Genomic DNA, 17,493 nt, shown 5'->3' with positions numbered 1-17,493 from the left:
AATGTACCCGATGTAAGGTAAATCAATCGCCCGCCACGGTATCCACCAACAAAATCCGCTCGCTATCCAGGCGTAAAGACAGGGTTTTACACAGCAAGCTGGTTTCAAAATCCATGTAGCGCTCGGAAGTGACGATGCGGTTGCGGTCGCCGCAGTTTTCCAAGGCCAGTAATTGAAAGAAATAGGGACGCCAGGACCAGTTAAAACCGATCTTGCGTGGATCGGTAAACCATTGGTTTTCTTTGAAATTGAAATCCGGCGAAACCTGGTCGCCGTGGTTGTTGCACAAATAAAACCGTATCACGCCGCTATCGGTAAAGTTCCAGCTGACCAGTTCATTCAAGTTAAAGTCGTCCTGCAAGGTTTCGGCCAGCTTGTAAATTAGGGTCTTGGTGGTGTTAATGGCGCTGACTTTCTTTTGCACCTTAACCAGTGTGTTTTTCAAAAATTTGGTGCGCAATGAGGCGATGTGTTGTTCGTAAAGCCCGGCATGCTGAAAATCGGCTTCGGCTTTGGCAAACAAAAACCCCTGCATGAATTGCGCGCCGCAGTTCAAACTAAATAAAAACGCTTCGTCCGATTCCACGCCTTCACAAATAATCCGGCAGCCGGTGCGTTTACCCAGCCGCGAAATCATATGAATGATGTCGCCGGCGATGCCGCCCTTGGTGGCCAGTTTGAACAGCCGCATGTCGATTTTGATGATGTCGGGTTGAATGGCGATCACCCGTTCCAGCTGCGAGGCGCCGGCGCCGAAATCGCCGATAGCCACACTCAAGCCGTGTTTGCGGTAGCGCTGCACGATTTGTTTTAACTTCTGCGGATCGACATGCGCATTGGAAATTTCCACGATGATGCGCCGCCGGTCGATATTCAACTCGTCCAACATCCGTAACGTGGGCAGCGTGTTTAATTGGCGCAGATTTTCTATCCAGGCCGCGGAAATATTCAGCGCCAGATAGCTTTGCGTATCGGCCAAGGCCGAGAACTTTTCCAGGGCTTGCCAGCGCACCTGCCTGTCCAGCTCGATGCGGGTTTTGGCATCGACCTCGGCGGAAGAGAACAGGGCACCGGCGGACACCACTTTGCCTTTGTCGTCGTATTGGCGGGCCAGGGCTTCGTAGCCGATGATTTTGCCGCTGGCCACCGAAATAATGGGTTGGAAATACGGAAATAACTGTGTTTTAGCTGGCATCGTCCCTTGGGCTATCAATTTAACTGGGTTTGGGTAAAAACTCCTTCAACTCCGCGACGCAGGAACCGCAACCGCTACCGGCGCTCAAACAGGCGCTGATGTCGGCGACGCTTTGCAGTTGCTGGGTTTGCACCGCGTGTCGGATGGTTTTTTCGCCCACATTGAAACACGAACAGACGATTCGGCCAATATCGGCTTCACCTTTTGGCGGCAGTCCGCTCAGCAAGCTCAGGCGCTCGGCTCGGCTCAACTCATTTTTAGCGAATAAACTGCCCAGCCAGCCAGGCTCGGGCAGCTCGCAATCCGGTCCGACGAACAAACAGGCTTGTAATTCGCGATCCGGTAAATAAGCGGTACGGTAATAGCCGGCTTGATGGTCGCTGTATTCCAGCCAGCAGCTATCATCATCGATATGTCTTGTGTCAGCGAGCAGCGCGCGGCTCCAGGCCCGCCAGTCCTCGCCGGGTTTGGTAGACGCTAACTCGTAACGAAAATAGCGGTCGCCGCGCACACTGACTTGATACTCGGCCCCGCCAATTTGTAAGGGACGGCGCGACAAAATAGTGGCATACCAACGTGCCGGCCAGGCATGGATTGTGGCCGGTGTTTGCTTGCTTTCCGGTTGCCCGGAATAGGGATCGATCACCGGATTGACCACGGCACCCATGCGGCCGTGGCTGCTGAGTTGTTCGGTCCAGTGCATAGGTACGAACAGACTGCCGATTTGTTGCCCCGGATTGAGATCGACGCGGGCCAGCATACTGCCCCACCGGCTTTGGATCTGCGCCAGACTGCGCGCGCTTAAGCCGAGGCGTTCAGCGTCGGCGGGGTTTATCTCGACGAAAGGTTCCGGGCGGTGCGCGTTTAATTTGGCGGCCAGACTGGTGCGGGTCATCGTGTGCCATTGGTCGCGCAGGCGGCCGGTATTCAGCGTAAACGGATAATCGCTATCCGGCGCGTTAACAGGCGGACGCGGGGTAATCGGGATGAAGCGGGCTTTACGATTGCTTGTGTAGTACTGGCCGTCAGTAAACATTCTGGCTATGCCTGCGGTTTGCTCGTTGGTGACCGGCCATTGCACTGGTTGCAGCGCGTCATAACCTTGCCCGTCCAAGTGGACAAAGGCCGATAAATTAAAATCGCGTAACTGATGCTCGTCATCGTTTTCGAAGGCCGACAGCGCTGCGTGTTCGCGAAAAATATCGGCGCTGGATTGGTAGTCAAAGGCATCCTTAAAACCCATGCGTTGCCCGATTTGGCTGATGATCCACCAGTCGTGTTTGGCTTCGCCGGAGGCCGGAAACAAGGGCCGTTGCCGAGAGATGCGCCGCTCCAGATTGGTGACGGTGCCGTCTTTCTCGCTCCAGCCGGTGGCCGGTAGCAACACGTGGGCCAACTTGGCGGTATCGGTGTTGGCGATACAATCGGATACCACCACCAATTCGCATTGTTGCAAGGCACGTTTAACTTTGTCGGCGTCAGGCATCGATACGACCGGATTGGTCGCCATGATCCACACGGCCTTGATTTGGCCGGCGGCGATGGCGTCGAACATCGCTACGGCCTTCAAACCTTGTTTGTCGGCGACTTTGTCAATGCCCCAAAAGCGGCCGACTCTATCGACGTGTTCCGGGTTTTCCAAGTCCATATGCGCAGCCAAGGTGTTGGCTAAACCGCCCACTTCACGGCCGCCCATCGCGTTAGGTTGACCAGTGAAGGAAAACGGTCCCATGCCCGGTTTGCCGATGCGGCCAGTGGCGAGGTGGCAGTTGATGATGGCATTGCATTTATCCGAACCTGAGCTGGACTGGTTGATGCCCTGCGAATAAACCGTGACGGTTTTCTCGGTGCCGGCAAACCAGTCGAACAGTGTGGCGACTGCTTCGCTAGGCAAGCCACAGCCTGCGGCGACCTGCTCGATACTGCCGGCGGTTTTCACAGCTTCTTGCAATGCGGCTTCGAAACCTTCGGTATGCGTGGCTATATAAGTCTGATCGATCCGGCCGTTTTGCGCTAAATAAGCCAAAATGCCGTTGAACAATAGTGCATCCATGCCCGGTTTAACGGGCAGATGCAAATCGGCGATGTCGCAACTGGCCGTGCTGCGCGGATCGATCACCACAATCTTTAAATTTGGGTTGTTTTCCTTAGCCTTGCGGATGCGTTGAAAGGCAATCGGGTGGCACCAGGCGGCATTGGAGCCGACCAGTAAAATCAATTCGGCCAGTTCCAGGTCTTCGTAATTGCAAGGCACGGTATCGGCGCCAAACGCGCGTTTGTAGCCCACTACCGCCGAGGACATGCACAAACGGGAATTGGTATCGATATTAGCGGTGCCGATGAAGCCTTTCATCAATTTGTTAGCGACGTAGTAATCCTCGGTCAGCAATTGGCCTGAGACATAAAACGCCACCGCTTCGGGGCCGTGCTGCGCAATAATGGTGTTAAAGCGTTCTGCGACATGATCTAAAGCTGACGCCCAATCGACTTGTTTCCCTTGAATGCTGGGATAGAGCAGGCGATTTTCCAGCGACACGGTATCGCCCAGCGTCGCGCCTTTGGAGCAAAGTCTGCCGAAATTGGCCGGGTGCTTACTGTCGCCTTTGATGCTGACCCGGTGTGTCGCGTGGTCTTCTATCGTGGCTTCGATGCCGCAGCCGACGCCACAATAAGGACAAGTGGTTTTGATGGTGTTCATGGGTAAAGGAATTTAAGCCGCGCGCGCGAGCGGGATTCTGCCGAACATCAAGCGGTCGCGGATCGCGGCAATCGGCGTGCTTTCTTTAACCAAATTCAGATACCAGGCACTGTCGCTGGTATCCCCGTACAAAATAACGCCGACGACGACGTCGCCGCGTAGCACGATTTTTTTATAGATGCCCAGGCCGTGGTCAATCAACTGCAAAATCTGGCATTCGCTGTCGCCTTCGAAATCGCCTACCGAGAATAAATCGATGCCTGTGACTTTCAGCATGGTGGCGGACGATAAGGTTTTAAATTGGCTGTCGACTTTACCCGCCAGTTGTTGGGCGCAGACTTTGGCTTGTTCGTAGACCGGCGCGACCAAACCGAACAGTTCGCCCCGATGCTGCACGCATTCGCCGACCGAGAATATCGCCGGGTCGCTAGTCTGCATGCCGTCGTCGACTACGATGCCGTGCTGACACGCCAGGCCAATGCGTTTCGCCAGACTGATATTGGGTTTGATACCGGTGGACATGATCAGCATGTCGGCCGGTAAAACACTGCCGTTACTTAAAGTCACCGCGCTGATATGCCCGTCCTGACTGTCTATGCGTTGGATGGTGGTACCCAGATGAAATTGAATGCCTTTATCCGCCAATTGCCGTTGTAAAAACGCCGCAGCTTTACCATCCAATTGCCGGTTCAACAAATGGTCGGCACGGTTGATGACGCTGACTTGCATACCGCGTTGCAATAAGCCGTTGGCGGCTTCCAGACCCAGTAAGCCGCCGCCCAGAATCACCGCATGGCGTTTGCTGGCGGATTTTTCGATCATGGTTTCCACGTCGGCGATGTCTCTAAAGCCCAATACGCCTTCGACGTCGCGGCCCGGTATGTCCAGCATCAGCGGCAAGGAACCGGTGGCGATCAACAGTTTGTCGTAAAACGCACAGGTGCCGTCGTGGGCGATGACACAGCGGCGTTCGCGATCCACATCGACAACCGCTTTGTCCGGTCCGCAATACAAGGTCACGCGGTTTTTTAGATACCAATCGAAATCGTGAATCATGATGTCGGCAACGCTTTTGGCGCCGAACAACACCGGTGTCAGCATGATGCGATTGTAGTTGCCGTGCGGCTCGGCGCCGAACACGGTAATGTCGTAGCGATCCGGTACGGTTTGAATCAATTCGTCAACGGTGCGCATGCCGGCCATGCCATTGCCTATCACTACCAATTTGAGTTTCATGATGTTGTCGGTACTATTTGCGAAGATCGGTGGGAAATCGGACGCAAACTGTGCAAGACAGTTTGCGCCGCTGTTGCCTAGAAGCTGACGTTGCCTTGCATCCAAATAATTTGGGTGTCCGGGAACGCCGGGTTATCACTGTTAAAGTTCGCGTACTTGGCTAACAGCGAGTAATGTTTGCCAAACTTTTTCAGGGCCTGAAAATCCCATTCCTTACCGTATTCAATTTTGCCGGTATCGTCTTTAAAGTCGTGATAGACGCCGGTAATGATCAAGCTGTCGTTCATTGCTTTGTAGCTGGCGGTGGCGAAGACGTCGCGGATACCATTAGCAGGCGTGGTTAGAAATAAATCGGCCCAACCCTGGAAAGCGTGATTGGTGCCCAACGGGGTTTGAAAAGTCCTGCCGGCTCCGTAGCCATTTAGCTGCTCCACGGCACCTGACACGGTCAGATTGTAAGCACTGGCCCCCGCCATCAGATTGAAGCGGTCGGCCTGATAGTGGTTGGGGTTGTCGCCGTAGTCCGATTGTTTGCTCCATTCGGCCGTGTAGATGGCATTGACAGTGTCAAAAAACTGCGGCGATTTGCCGTCGAAGCGCAAGCCGTAGGTTTGCGAGGAGTTAGCGTAGTTAGCGCGTTCGCGGTAATCCAGCCAGTATCCGTAACCGATCAGGTTGCCCCAGTCATTAATCTTGTAATTCAGGTTTAAAAACGGCGCGTTTATCGAATGCGTTTCGCCGAATATGTTTTGGATGTGGTCGATATAGCCGACGTTTGCTGTCAGCCCGAACAAGGTCTGATTATTGTGGGTGATCAGAATCGAATCATAGGTCATTTCCATCTGCCGCCAGCCGACGTTACCGATGAAGCGGTCGTCGTCCAATTTGATGCGTTGCCGGCCGACTTTGATCAGGGTGTCGGCGATGCCTTTGTAGCTGATCCAGAATTGATTCAGCTCGTTACGGGCAGGATCGGCAATGACGGCATAGTTGCGGTCACGGTTCGAGGTAGTACCGCCGCGGTCGTAGTCGGCTTGCGCCGCGTAGAGGCCTTCGTATTCCGCGTAACCTTGGAAATCGTGAAAAACCGGCGTCAGGAAACCCAGCCGCAGGCGCACCGTATTGGCGTTGGCGGTTTCCACCGGCTGGCCGCCCATATTGGCGGGTTTACGAACAGAGTTGTCTTTATCGACATTCTCCCAGCGGTAATTTAAATCCATTTTTACCGCGCCGTTGCTGCCGTAATGGTAGAAATTTAAGGCGTCTTCTACCTCTTTGGTAATGTCGGCGGCGGCCGGCAGGCTGAAGAAGGTGAGTGATAATAGTGTCGCCGGTAACTTGCCGGTTGGACGTTTGAGTGTTTGCGGCATAAGGCCCCCTAGGAAAACAAGCGGTTATAAATTAATGGGTGTGATCGCATTCGGACAGGAAGGTCAGCAAGCTCTCCCGGTACTTGTAGTAATCCGGATGCTCCAGCAGGGCCTTGCGAGTACGCGGCCGAGGCAGGTCGATTTCTTGAATTTTGCCGATTTTGGCGTGCGGGCCGTTGGTCATCATCACCACTCTGTCAGCCAATAGGATGGCTTCGTCGACGTCGTGGGTCACGACAATTGCGGTGACGTGGGTGCGTTCCCAGACTTCCATCAATACTTCCTGTAATTCCCAGCGGGTCAACGAATCCAGCATACCGAACGGTTCGTCCAGTAGCAGTAATTTGGGCGACAAGGCAAAGGCGCGGGCAATACCGACGCGCTGGCGCATGCCGTTGGACATGTCCCCGGCTTTTTTAAACATCGCATCGGCCAGACCGACCCGGGTCAGGTAGTATTCGACGATGTCCTCGCGTTCGTCTTGCGAGGCATGTGGGTAGACTTTATCCACGCCCAGCATCACGTTTTCGAAGGCGGTCAGCCAGGGAAACAGGCTAGGAGCCTGAAACACCACGCCGCGATCCGGACCGGCGCCGCTGATTTCCCGGTTATCCAAAATAATGCCGCCTTCGGAAATTTCGTTCAGGCCGGCGGTCATCGACAATACAGTGGATTTACCGCAACCGGAGTGGCCGATGATGGAAATGAATTCGCCTTTCTTCATTTTTAAATCGAAGCCGTCCACCACTTTAACGGTACTGTTGCCGTCCGGGGTAGGGTAGATTTTGGACAGATTCGAGAATTCCAGATAGCGGGCCTTGCCCAGATCGCGGGCGCTGGGTTTCAGCGCCGAGGTATCCAGCTTCCAGTCGTTACTGGTATTGGGGCGGACATCCGGTAGCTTGAGCTTGTCGCCAGCGTCGGCTTGGGCTTTTTCCATGCCGATATTCATCAAATAACGGGTGATTTCCGCGCGCAGGCGTTTGAATTCATCGTTATGGTTTAAAGCGGTGCGGTCGCGCGGCCGCTCCAGGTTGACCGTAAAGGACGGGCCAAAGCTGGCATCCGGGCCGGGATTGAGTGGAATGACCCGGTCGGCCATGTAAATGGCTTCATCGACGTCGTTGGTAATCAAGATGACAGTCTTTTTATCCTGCTCCCAAATTTGCAGAATTTCGTCTTGCAAGTTGCCGCGGGTCAATGCATCAAGGGCGCTGAGCGGTTCGTCCAGCAGCAAAATATCCGGGTTGGCGGCCAGCGCCCGGGCCACGTTAACACGCTGACGCATACCGCCTGACAACTCGGCGGGTTTTTTGTCTATCGCCCGGCCGAGGTTCACCATTTTGACGTACTTCTCGGTATGCGCGCGGCGTTGTTCCGGCGTCCAGTCCTTGAAGATCGCATCCACCGCCAGCGCCACGTTTTCGTAAACGGTTAGCCAGGGCATTAAGGAATAGTTTTGAAACACCACGCCGCGATCCGGGCCGGGTTCGGTGATGGGCTGGCCTTGTTTCAATAGTTCGCCGCTGTCGGCATGGATTAAACCGGCAATCATCGATACCAAGGTCGTTTTGCCGCTGCCGGAAAAACCGACAATGGCGATAAACTCACCTTCGCGAATATCCAGATTAATGTCTCTGAGGATGGAGGTTTTGTCTTTGCCTTCTCCGTAAGATTTACAGACATTTTTCAACTCTACTAGCGGCTTATACTCATCGTTGGCGGGAACGGAAGACATAGCGGATTGTTTGTGCATGGAAAGTTCGATGATTTTGGCTTGGGCGGCGCTCATGAAGGTATCCTCAGATTTTTTGGAACGAGAACAGGTTTTGTAACGAGTGCATTACCCGGTCGAGAATGAAGCCGATAATACCGATGGTAAATACCGCCACCATGATTCTGCTCAAAGAATTGGAACTGCCGTTTTGGAATTCGTCCCAGACGAATTTGCCCAATCCTGGGTTTTGCGCCAGCATCTCGGCAGCGATCAACACCATCCAACCCACGCCCAAGGATAGGCGCATCCCGGTAAAGATATAAGGCAATGCCGAAGGCAGAATGATGCGTTTGATTTGCGTGGCCCAATCCAGTCTTAACACTTTGCCGACGTTGACCAGGTCGCGGTCTATCGATGACACACCCACGGCGGTGTTGATCAGCGTTGGCCATAAAGAGCATAAAGTCACGGTGATGGCCGAGGTGACGAACGATTTGGCGAACCAGGAATCGTCGTCAGTGACATAGATGGCGCTCACCACCAAGGTGACGATGGGCAACCAGGCCAGCGGCGATACCGGTTTGAAGATTTGAATCAACGGGTTAAACGCAGTATTCAACACCGGACTCATGCCGCAGATGATACCTAGAGGCACGGCAATCAGCGTGGCGATGATAAAGCCGGCGAATACGGTGCGCAGGCTGGTAAATATTTGGTCCAGATAAGTCGGTTTGCCGGTGTAGGGGCGGGGCTTGATTTCCGCTTTGGGGTCTTCGGCCAACTTTTCTTTATTCCGCAATTCCTGGCGTTCGTAAAACTCGGCCATTTTGGTTTTTTCCGCATAGTGTTCAGTCACCAAACCGCTGACTTCCGACCAGACTGCGACCGGGCCGGGAATGGCGCCCAAACTGGTGTTGATGCGTGCGGCAGTGACGCTCCAAAATCCTAAAAACAAGATGAAAGCGATGATGGGCACGCCCATGACCAGCCATAACTGGCGCATTTGCTGGGCAGGATTTTCACCGGCGGCGATTTTGACCAAGGGTACGAACCAAGTCAGGCCGGTGATGTTAAAGAATTTGATCAATGTATTAGTCATGTCTTTGCTCGCTTGTCTTAATGGTGTCGGTAAAAAGGATGCGTCCTTGCATCAACATACGATCCTTGTGTAGAGCACCCACCAGAGTTTCTTAGTCGACAATCTTGCCGCCGGAGACGGTTTGTTTGCCTTTCAAGCCAATCGGAAATTTGGCTAGATAATCGTTAGGTTTGTTGGCATCGAACGGAATTTTGTCGATGAAAAAGTTTTGTGAAGGCTTGATGCCGGTGTCGGCCGGAAAATCTTCCGCTTTGGCTTTACCCTCGGCCACCAATTCTTTCGCCGCAGCCAAATAAATATCGGGGCGATAAACTTTTTTCGCGGTGTCGAGATACCAGTTATCCGGTTTTTGCTCGGCGATCATGCCCCAGCGCCGTAATTGCGTCAGGTACCAAACCGCACTGCTGTAAGAGGGATAGCTGGCGCCGTGGCGAAAGAAGGTGTTGAAGTCGGGCAGGGAGCGTTTGTCGCCTTTTTCGTATTCAAAGGTGCCGTTCATGCTGGCCGCCAGTACTTCAACGTCGGCGCCCACATATTGTTTTTGCGACAACATTTCAATCGCTTCCTTACGGTTTTTGTTGCTTTCGGCATCCAGCCAGATCGAAGCGCGGATCAAGGCTTTAGTGACTGCCAGATAGGTGTTGGGATATTTCTCGGCCCAAGAGCTGGTCACGCCGAACACTTTTTCCGGAGTGTCTTTCCACAATTCCTCGTCGGTGATCACCGGTACACCGATGCCTTTAAATACTGCTTGCTGGTTCCACGGCTCGCCGACGCAATAGCCGAAGATGGTGCCGGATTCCAGCGTCGCCGGCATTTGCGGCGGTGGCGTGACCGACAACAAAGCATCGGCGCTGATCTGGCCGGAAATGTCTTGCGGTGGCGCATAGTAGCCAGGATTAATGCCGCCAGCCGCCAGCCAATAGCGCAGTTTCAGGTTGTGGGAACCGGCCGGAAAAGTCATCGCCATATTGAATGGCTTGCCTTCGGCTTTATATTTGTCCACTACCGGTTTCAGATAATCAGCCTTAATCGGATGCACCGGTTTGCCGCCCTCCATTGGCACATTGGCTTTCATTTGTTTCCAGATGTCGTTGGATACGGTGATGGCATTGCCGTTGAAGCCCATGCTGAAGGCAGTCACGATGTCGGCCTTGGTGCCGAAGCCGATGCTGGCCGCTAACGGTGCCGGCGCCAGCATGTGCGAACCGTCCAGCTCGCCGTTCACAACCCGGTCCATCACCACTTTCCAATTGGCTTGTGCTTCCAGTTGCACGAACAGGCCTTCCTCTTCAAAAAAACCTTTTTCCGCAGCCACCGCCAGCGGTGCCATATCGGTCAATTTGATAAAACCGAACTTCAAATCTTCTTTTTCCAGTTTCCCGGCGGCGAAGCTGTGGTTGGAAAAGCCTAATATGCCCAGCGCAACCACCGAGCTGAAAGCGGCGGCAAGTGTCTTCGGGGTGAAAATGCGGTTCTGTTTCATGTCGGTTCCTGTCAATTGAGAAAAACGGGCCAAAAAAAAGGCGTCTATGTCCGACTTGTTTGCAAGCCTGACAGTAGACGCCTTTGTCTTTAGTGCTCAACAGTGAGCGGGGTTTGGGTTTACCACTCCTACACTGGAGTATTGCTGCTTAATAAGCAATGCTGATGCCAGTTTAATGAACCTTGTGATAACTATATGTAAAAAACCATTATAAACAGTGTGTTACATCTGTTTTGGGTGCGTCTGTTTTTGGAGAAATTTGCGGGTGCATCTTGGCATGCAGAAAAATCATGCACTCTATTGATTCGGAAGTGCTTTTTTTGCACATGCGTGGTGCGCACCGGAATGGGGAGGCTCGCCGAGACATGCGGAAGAATTAGCGGTATTGCTAAGGTCGCGGGTCTGCGATGCAGGATTGGGCTGGGCCGATATGAGCTTCCCGTTGGCTGGATAGGCATTTTGCCAGGTGTAAACCTGCCGGATAATGGCAATATTTCATTTAGGCGCACGAGCGAAGCAAATTGATACAATTCGTAGCAATGATGCTCGCCGTCTATGAAACAGAATAGGATGCAGCGAGTTTTAGGTAGACGAGTCAATCGAATTTAAGCTGGGGCGGATTATGAAATACATCGTAAAACAAATTGCCGATGACTTTATCTTTGAAGAAATGGAGCAGGCCAGGAAGCAGTTTGTCGAGGCGCTGAATTACACCATGGAAAGCGCTACGATATTTTTCGATAAAAATCCTACCAATCCGCTGGATTTTTTTATTGCCTACGATTTTCAGCAAAAGCACGGCGACCCTGTGGTGTATGGGTTTAATTTGCGGGATGAAATGATCCGAATTTTTAGTTTGGACGACAACAAAACCCATTCATCTCAATCAGCCCTGGCAATCAGCCAACAGCTAAAAAAACTGGCTGAGGAACTTGAAGAGCGTTACGACCCGGAACCGACCAAGACCATCGCCGAAACCCAAGAGAAAAAAGACAGACAATATGCCAGCAGCATCAATCGGTCTTACCGCGATGTACTCAGAGAAGCGCTAGAACACGACCGAGCCGAGCAATTGCGGAAAGCCGAGGCTGAGACTGCAGCGGCAGAAGACGGCTATCAACGCCATACGATTTTACTAGGCAGTAAAAGCGCGGCTAAATCCTAAGCCCGGCCCGTAAATATCGTCGCTCCCGCGCAGTCCGACATTCACGGGACAGCGACTAGCTGCCACATCACACTGCTAAGCCAATTTCCGGCTGACAAGACCAAAACGGTATTTTGAAAACGCCAGACAAGCTCACTGCGGATGCCTTGATTAGAGAGGGACCCGCAGCAGGGTTAATGCCACCACTGAAACGTGTTTAAGCAAGTGCTTTGCACTTTGGAGTACCCAATACCCCCATCAAACCAGAGAGGAACAGCCAATCCGCTGACTGTGCGTGGACTTGTCCTCACCGGTTCGAGTGTTGTGTTTGGCTAGTATGCTCTGCCTTTACACCGACAACATCCAGCCGTTTGCATAAAAAATCTCAAACTCCCGGAACAGCACGAAGAATCTGCCGAATTTGATTTTGCCTGTCCCGGCTTCATTCAGATCGGCGACGGTGCCGTCGCCATACCAGTTACTGTGGATGACATCGCCGATTTGTATTTTTTCGTAGGTTTTCATGACGCGCCCCTGGTTATTTAATGACAAGCAGTACGCAGCATAAAAAATGCCAAAACTATCGAATTAAACGGGGGTTTGGGGTAGAGGGCGGCCAAGCCTTGCAGGCTGCGGCCTGAGTGCGAAGAGCTTGATAAGGCCAGAAATATAAAAGCCCGTTTCCGCCAGCAATCGTTACGGAAAATCGTCACCGATACGATATTTAGTAGCTTATTGGCCCCATGCCGCTTTCAGGCGTAAGATTTCCGGCATTATTTCCATAAACAAGGCCAGCAGGCGCGGATCGAAATGGCTGCCGGCCATGCTTTGCATCGATTTTAAAGTCTCTTCCAGCGGCCACGGTTCTTTGTAAGGACGTTTAGTGGTCAAGGCATCGAACACGTCGGCTATCGCCACGATTCTGGCGGATTCCGGAATTGCCTCACCGGCCAAGCCCAACGGGTAGCCGCTGCCGTCCCATTTTTCGTGGTGATGGCGGGCGATTTCCGCAGCCATTTTGAAGACCGGATTGTCGCTTTTGTTCAGAATGTCGTAGCCGATTTGCGAATGCGATTGCATGATCGGCCATTCTTCTTCATTAAGCGCCCGTGCGGCTTTTAAAATGCCGTGCGGAATGCCGATTTTGCCGGTGTCATGGGTGGGGGCGGCCAATTCCATCATCGCCACTTGCGATGGCGTCCAGCCGGCGGCGCGGGCCAGTGCCGCCGAATAGGCAGCCATGCGCCAGATGTGGTCGCCGGTGTACGGATCGTTATAGTGGCCGGCATCGCCGAGCATTTCGATGGCGGCGCGGGCGAGTTGGTCCAACTCGTCAACTCGTACCAGCGATAAATGGGTTTGCACTCGGCGCAATACGATGGGGCCGGAGACCGGTTTTTGGATGTAATCAACTGCGCCGACATCGAAACCGCGCGCCTCGTTTTCCATTTCTCCCATCGCGGTAACGAAAATCACCGGGATTTTCGCGGTCAGCGGATCGGCTTTTAACTGCGTGCATACTTGGTAGCCGTCCATGTTCGGCATCATGATGTCCAGCAGAATAATGTCCGGTTGATGTTCCCGGGCGGCGGCCAAGGCTTTTTCGCCGTTGATGGCAAATAGCAGTTGAAAGTGGTCCTTGAGTATTTGCTGTAACACTTTTAAATTGTTCGGTTCGTCGTCGACCAGCAATACTTTGTAGCTGTCTTTCATGGCTTATTCCTTAAACGTGATCGCTAATTTATCCGCCAAGCGATTAACTTGGATTTTCGCGGCGTCGAAATCGAAACTATCCACTTCAAAACGGATGGCTTTCAGCTCGGTTTCGTCGAGAAACGCGCTAAGCCTTTGTAAAACCGGTTCGACGTGGTCAGGATTCAAGCTGTCCAGCGCGGTGTTTAATTGCTGTAAAAGGCTGCCGACCTGATCGGCATCGAAGGCTATTGCGGCGACGGCGACCGGTTTGCTCGGCAGTTTTAGTTGGTGTATGGCTGCAACAGCGGCGTTTAGCGCGGCGTCCAGCGTCTTGATCAATTCCTGGATATTTTGCAGGTCGCCGCTTTTGAATTGCGCGTCAACCTCGGTCGCCAGACCAGCGATAACGGTTAAGGCCAGATTGCCCGCCACGCCTTTTAACGCATGGGCGATGCGCCGGACCGCTTCCGGATTCTCCGGGTGCTCCTGTAAATTACGTAGTAATTTTCTGCCGTCCGCGCCATGTTGTTCGGCAAAATTTAGTAAGGCATCGGCATAAATCAGTGGGTCCAGCCAGGTTGCCAAACCTTTTTCGTAATCGGCGAAGCCCGTCAACGGCGTAAAGTCCACGGCAATTTTTACTGGTTCGGCAATATTCACGCCGGTGTTGGCAATGCCGTGCCCCTTGGGCACTAGCCGTTCCATCTGCGTTAATAAATCGTCGACATCGATGGGTTTGCCGACGATGGTGTCTATACCGGCATCCAGTGATTCACGGCGTTCATGGCTCAATACGCTGGCGGTCAGGGCCAGAATCGGGATATGGCTACCGCTGGCTTGTTCCAGTTTGCGAATTTGCCGGGTGGCGGCTATGCCATCCAGCACCGGCATTTGCAAGTCCATCAGAATCAAGTCGTAGTCACCGCTTCGAAAGGCGTCCACCGCTTCCTGGCCGTTTTTAACCCAGCTGACTTGATGGCCTTGTTGTTCCAAACGCAAGCGCGCCAAAGTGGCGTTGGCTTCTATGTCTTCCGCCAGCAATACCTTGAAGCGGCGCGGCGAAAAATAAGCCACGCTATGCACCGAGCTCACATCGTACAGGCAGTTTTCCGCGCTGGCTGATTCCGGCATATGCACGGTGAAATGAAACACCGAGCCGACCCCGGCTTGGCTTTCCACCCAAATACGACCGCCCATCATCTCGACAATTTGTTTGCTGATGGTGGTACCTAGACCGGTGCCGCCAAAGCGGCGGCTAGTGGTGGTATCCGCTTGCGAGAACGATTCGAAGATATGCTCGGTTTGTTCCTGGGTCATGCCTATGCCGGTATCGCTGATGGCAAAATGCAACATCTCTATGCCTTCCGCACGCTTGATCGTCACGCCTATGCTGCCGGTATCGGTAAACTTTACCGAGTTGCCGACCAGATTCAAAATCACTTGCCGTAAACGGTTCGGGTCGCCGACGAAATGGGTGGGCAGTCCGGCTTCTATCGCCAGATCGATACGCAAACCTTTTTCGGCGGCGCGTAAACCCATAATTTGCAGCGCTTCTTGCACCGCAAACGGCAGGTTGAAGCACACCGATTCCAACTCTACTTTGCCGGCTTCGATTTTGGAAAAATCCAGAATATCGTTAATCACACCCAGCAGATGCCGGCCGGAACTGAGGATGGTTTTGATGTGGCCGCGCGTATCGGCGGCCAGGTTTTGATCTTGCAAGGCCACTTCGGCAAAGCCGATCACGGTGTTCATGGGCGTGCGGATTTCGTGGCTCATATTGGCCAGAAAATTGGCCTTGGCTTTGGCGGCGGCCTCGGCTGCTTCCTTAGCCAGTCTGAGTTCCTGCTCGGCTTGTTTCTGCAGGCTTATGTCGGAAATAAAGCCGACAAATAGGTGCCGGCCCTCCGAGATAATGCCGTGCCCCACCGCCAAATTGGCCGGAAAGCGGCTGCCGTCTTTGCGTTGGGCGATGACTTCCCGCTCTATGCCGAGAATTTTGGCCTGATGGGTGGCTAAAAAATGCTGGATGTAACTGTCGTGCGCGGAGGCATCCGGTTCCGGCATTAGTAGCGAGACATTCTTACCGACGATCTCGGCGCTGCTCCAGCCGAACAGTTTTTCGGCGGCCGGATTGAACATCCGAATCAGCCCGCTGCTGTCGATGGAAATCACGCCATTCACGGCGGTTTGCACAATCGCTTTGACCTCGGTGGTGGCCATCGCTACAAGTTCTTCCAGGTGCTCCCGGTATTTCAGCAATTCGGCTTCCGCTGCCTTGCGTTCGGTAATGTCGGTGATGGAACCGACCATCCGCACCGGCCGGCCCTCGGCGTCGCGCAACGCATCCCCCCGATCCAGCACCCAGCGGTAGCTGCCGTCTTTGTGCCGCAGACGCAGTTCGGTAGTGTAACGCTCGTTATGTTCCAAGTGTTTGCGAAACGCTTCACTGGCGCGGGCTTTGTCATCGGGGTGGATTAATTCGAAGAAAATCGATTCCACGTTCGGCAATTCGCCGTCGGCATAACCCAGAATCTTGTTCCAGCGCGGTGATAAGTAGTATTCGTGATGCACGATGTCCCAGTCCCAGATACCGTCGTTAACAGCCCGCTCGGCAAGCATATAGCGTTCCTCGCTGGTACGCAGGGCGTGGGTGCGTTCGGCGATTTTCGCTTCCAAATTATGTTGGGCATCCGCCAGTGCATCGGTCATGTGATTGAAGGAGTTGGCCAATTCGGCGATTTCATCCAGACCTCGGACTTCTGCTCGCACCGACAAGTCGCCGTCGCGAATGCGTCGGGCGGTACAGGTCAGGCGCGAGATGGGCCGGACGATACGCCGGGCCAGGGCGTTGGCGATTATCGTCGTCAAGCCGACAAAAACCAGCACGGTGAGCAGCATTTGTTTTTCCAGGCGCTGAATGGGGGCCAGCGCCTCGGCCTGTTCGATATGCGCCATGATGCAGCCGCCGCCGATTTCCGGAATCGTACGGAAACCATGAATGACGGCACGCTCCCGGTAATCGCTGACCATCATTTCCGCGTTTTTCAGGGCCAGGCAGCTTTGCATGGGTTGCGCAGCGATAGCATGGCTATGGTCTTGTCGGCTGGCATAGCGCGGCTGGGTCACGAAAAAGCCGCTGCTGTCGGCCAGGAAAGATTCGCCGGATTTGCCCAAATCGGGGTGAGCCGTAAAAATACTTTGAATCAGGCTAACCGGATAGCTGATCAACAATTGCCAGGGCAGTTTGGCATCTTTGGCAATCACATAATAAAAACGTGGCTGGTCCGGAACCGGTTTGCTGAAGTCGGCCAGTTGTCCGGCTTGAAAATTTTTTAGATCAGAAAGTGCCACCGGCTGCTCGCCGACGCTGACCGTGCCCGATTCGGAGTCGAGCCGGAAAAACACCGCGCCGGCAGCGCCTTCGGTGAGTAAATAGTCGTTTATGAAATCAGTGGCACAGGCGCGGTTCAATTGCTCCGCCGCCACGCATTTCATTAGCACCTCGGCCAGGAAGGCGTGGGCGCGCGTGTCGGCACGTGCCAGTACCAGTTTGAGTTGTTCATGGCGGTTATCCGCGACGCGGCTGACAATATTAAAACGATCCGTGCGGATATTGTTGATGGCAAACCGATAGGCCATGTAACCGACCGATAAAGTCGGCAACAGGATCAACAGCAACAGCAGGGCAATCAGGCGTTTTTGCAGCATGTTGGGACTCCATGTCGGCAAGCAGGTTAGCCGACTTTATGCCATGGATGGTGGCGATGCGGCAATATCTTACGCCAGTCGACACTCACATAACGCTAAGATTCCTCGGGGTAGGGAATTGTCAAACTGTGGTGGTAAGGAC

The 17,493-nt window shown here is 53.5% G+C and carries 11 protein-coding genes; 1 reads left to right on the top strand and 10 read right to left on the bottom strand.

Annotated features, from left to right (window positions below):
• Nucleotides 1-22: 22 nt before the first annotated feature.
• The 7 genes from ACWAU0_RS18125 to ACWAU0_RS18095 all read right to left on the bottom strand — a co-directional run bounded on the left by ACWAU0_RS18125 (nucleotide 23) and on the right by ACWAU0_RS18095 (nucleotide 10,801).
• Entirely contained in the window at nucleotides 23-1,195 is a 1,173-nt protein-coding gene (locus tag ACWAU0_RS18125) for an EAL domain-containing protein (RefSeq protein ID WP_458137501.1), read from the bottom strand.
• Nucleotides 1,196-1,214: 19 nt separating this feature from the next.
• Nucleotides 1,215-3,893, bottom strand: a complete 2,679-nt coding sequence (locus ACWAU0_RS18120) for a molybdopterin-dependent oxidoreductase (protein ID WP_458137500.1) — start codon at nucleotides 3,891-3,893, stop codon at nucleotides 1,215-1,217.
• Nucleotides 3,894-3,905: 12 nt separating this feature from the next.
• Complete coding sequence (locus tag ACWAU0_RS18115) at nucleotides 3,906-5,129, bottom strand: NAD(P)/FAD-dependent oxidoreductase (protein ID WP_051669854.1); 1,224 nt, start codon at nucleotides 5,127-5,129, stop codon at nucleotides 3,906-3,908.
• A gap of 77 nt (nucleotides 5,130-5,206) precedes the next feature.
• On the bottom strand, nucleotides 5,207-6,499 hold the full coding sequence (locus ACWAU0_RS18110; protein WP_415878117.1) for an alginate export family protein: 1,293 nt from the start codon (nucleotides 6,497-6,499) through the stop codon (nucleotides 5,207-5,209).
• Between the two features lie 31 nt (nucleotides 6,500-6,530).
• Entirely contained in the window at nucleotides 6,531-8,291 is a 1,761-nt protein-coding gene (locus tag ACWAU0_RS18105) for an ABC transporter ATP-binding protein (protein ID WP_458137499.1), read from the bottom strand.
• A 10-nt stretch (nucleotides 8,292-8,301) separates the two neighbouring features.
• Nucleotides 8,302-9,315 carry an ABC transporter permease gene (locus ACWAU0_RS18100; RefSeq protein WP_033156210.1) on the bottom strand — a complete coding sequence of 338 codons (1,014 nt, stop codon included), beginning with the start codon at nucleotides 9,313-9,315 and terminating at the stop codon, nucleotides 8,302-8,304.
• Nucleotides 9,316-9,406: 91 nt separating this feature from the next.
• On the bottom strand, nucleotides 9,407-10,801 hold the full coding sequence (locus ACWAU0_RS18095) for a CmpA/NrtA family ABC transporter substrate-binding protein (RefSeq protein WP_033156211.1): 1,395 nt from the start codon (nucleotides 10,799-10,801) through the stop codon (nucleotides 9,407-9,409).
• A gap of 622 nt (nucleotides 10,802-11,423) precedes the next feature.
• On the opposite strand from ACWAU0_RS18095, the gene ACWAU0_RS18090 reads away from it, so the two are divergent.
• The gene (locus tag ACWAU0_RS18090) at nucleotides 11,424-11,966 is read left to right on the top strand and encodes a hypothetical protein (protein ID WP_458137498.1); all 543 of its coding nucleotides are present in this window, start codon (nucleotides 11,424-11,426) and stop codon (nucleotides 11,964-11,966) included.
• Nucleotides 11,967-12,293: 327 nt separating this feature from the next.
• Here ACWAU0_RS18090 and ACWAU0_RS18085 read toward each other — a convergent pair whose 3' ends face one another.
• The 3 genes from ACWAU0_RS18085 to ACWAU0_RS18075 all read right to left on the bottom strand — a co-directional run bounded on the left by ACWAU0_RS18085 (nucleotide 12,294) and on the right by ACWAU0_RS18075 (nucleotide 17,351).
• The gene (locus tag ACWAU0_RS18085) at nucleotides 12,294-12,470 is read right to left on the bottom strand and encodes a hypothetical protein (RefSeq protein ID WP_171695365.1); all 177 of its coding nucleotides are present in this window, start codon (nucleotides 12,468-12,470) and stop codon (nucleotides 12,294-12,296) included.
• Nucleotides 12,471-12,677: 207 nt separating this feature from the next.
• Nucleotides 12,678-13,658, bottom strand: a complete 981-nt coding sequence (locus ACWAU0_RS18080) for a response regulator (RefSeq protein WP_171695366.1) — start codon at nucleotides 13,656-13,658, stop codon at nucleotides 12,678-12,680.
• Between the two features lie 3 nt (nucleotides 13,659-13,661).
• Entirely contained in the window at nucleotides 13,662-17,351 is a 3,690-nt protein-coding gene (locus ACWAU0_RS18075) for a PAS domain S-box protein (protein WP_458137497.1), read from the bottom strand.
• Nucleotides 17,352-17,493: the final 142 nt, after the last annotated feature.

The sequence above is a fragment of the Methylomonas sp. Uni0009 genome (genome assembly GCF_054188105.3).
Note: the sequence above shows the minus strand (reverse complement) of the source record. Positions and strands in the feature narration are given on the sequence as shown.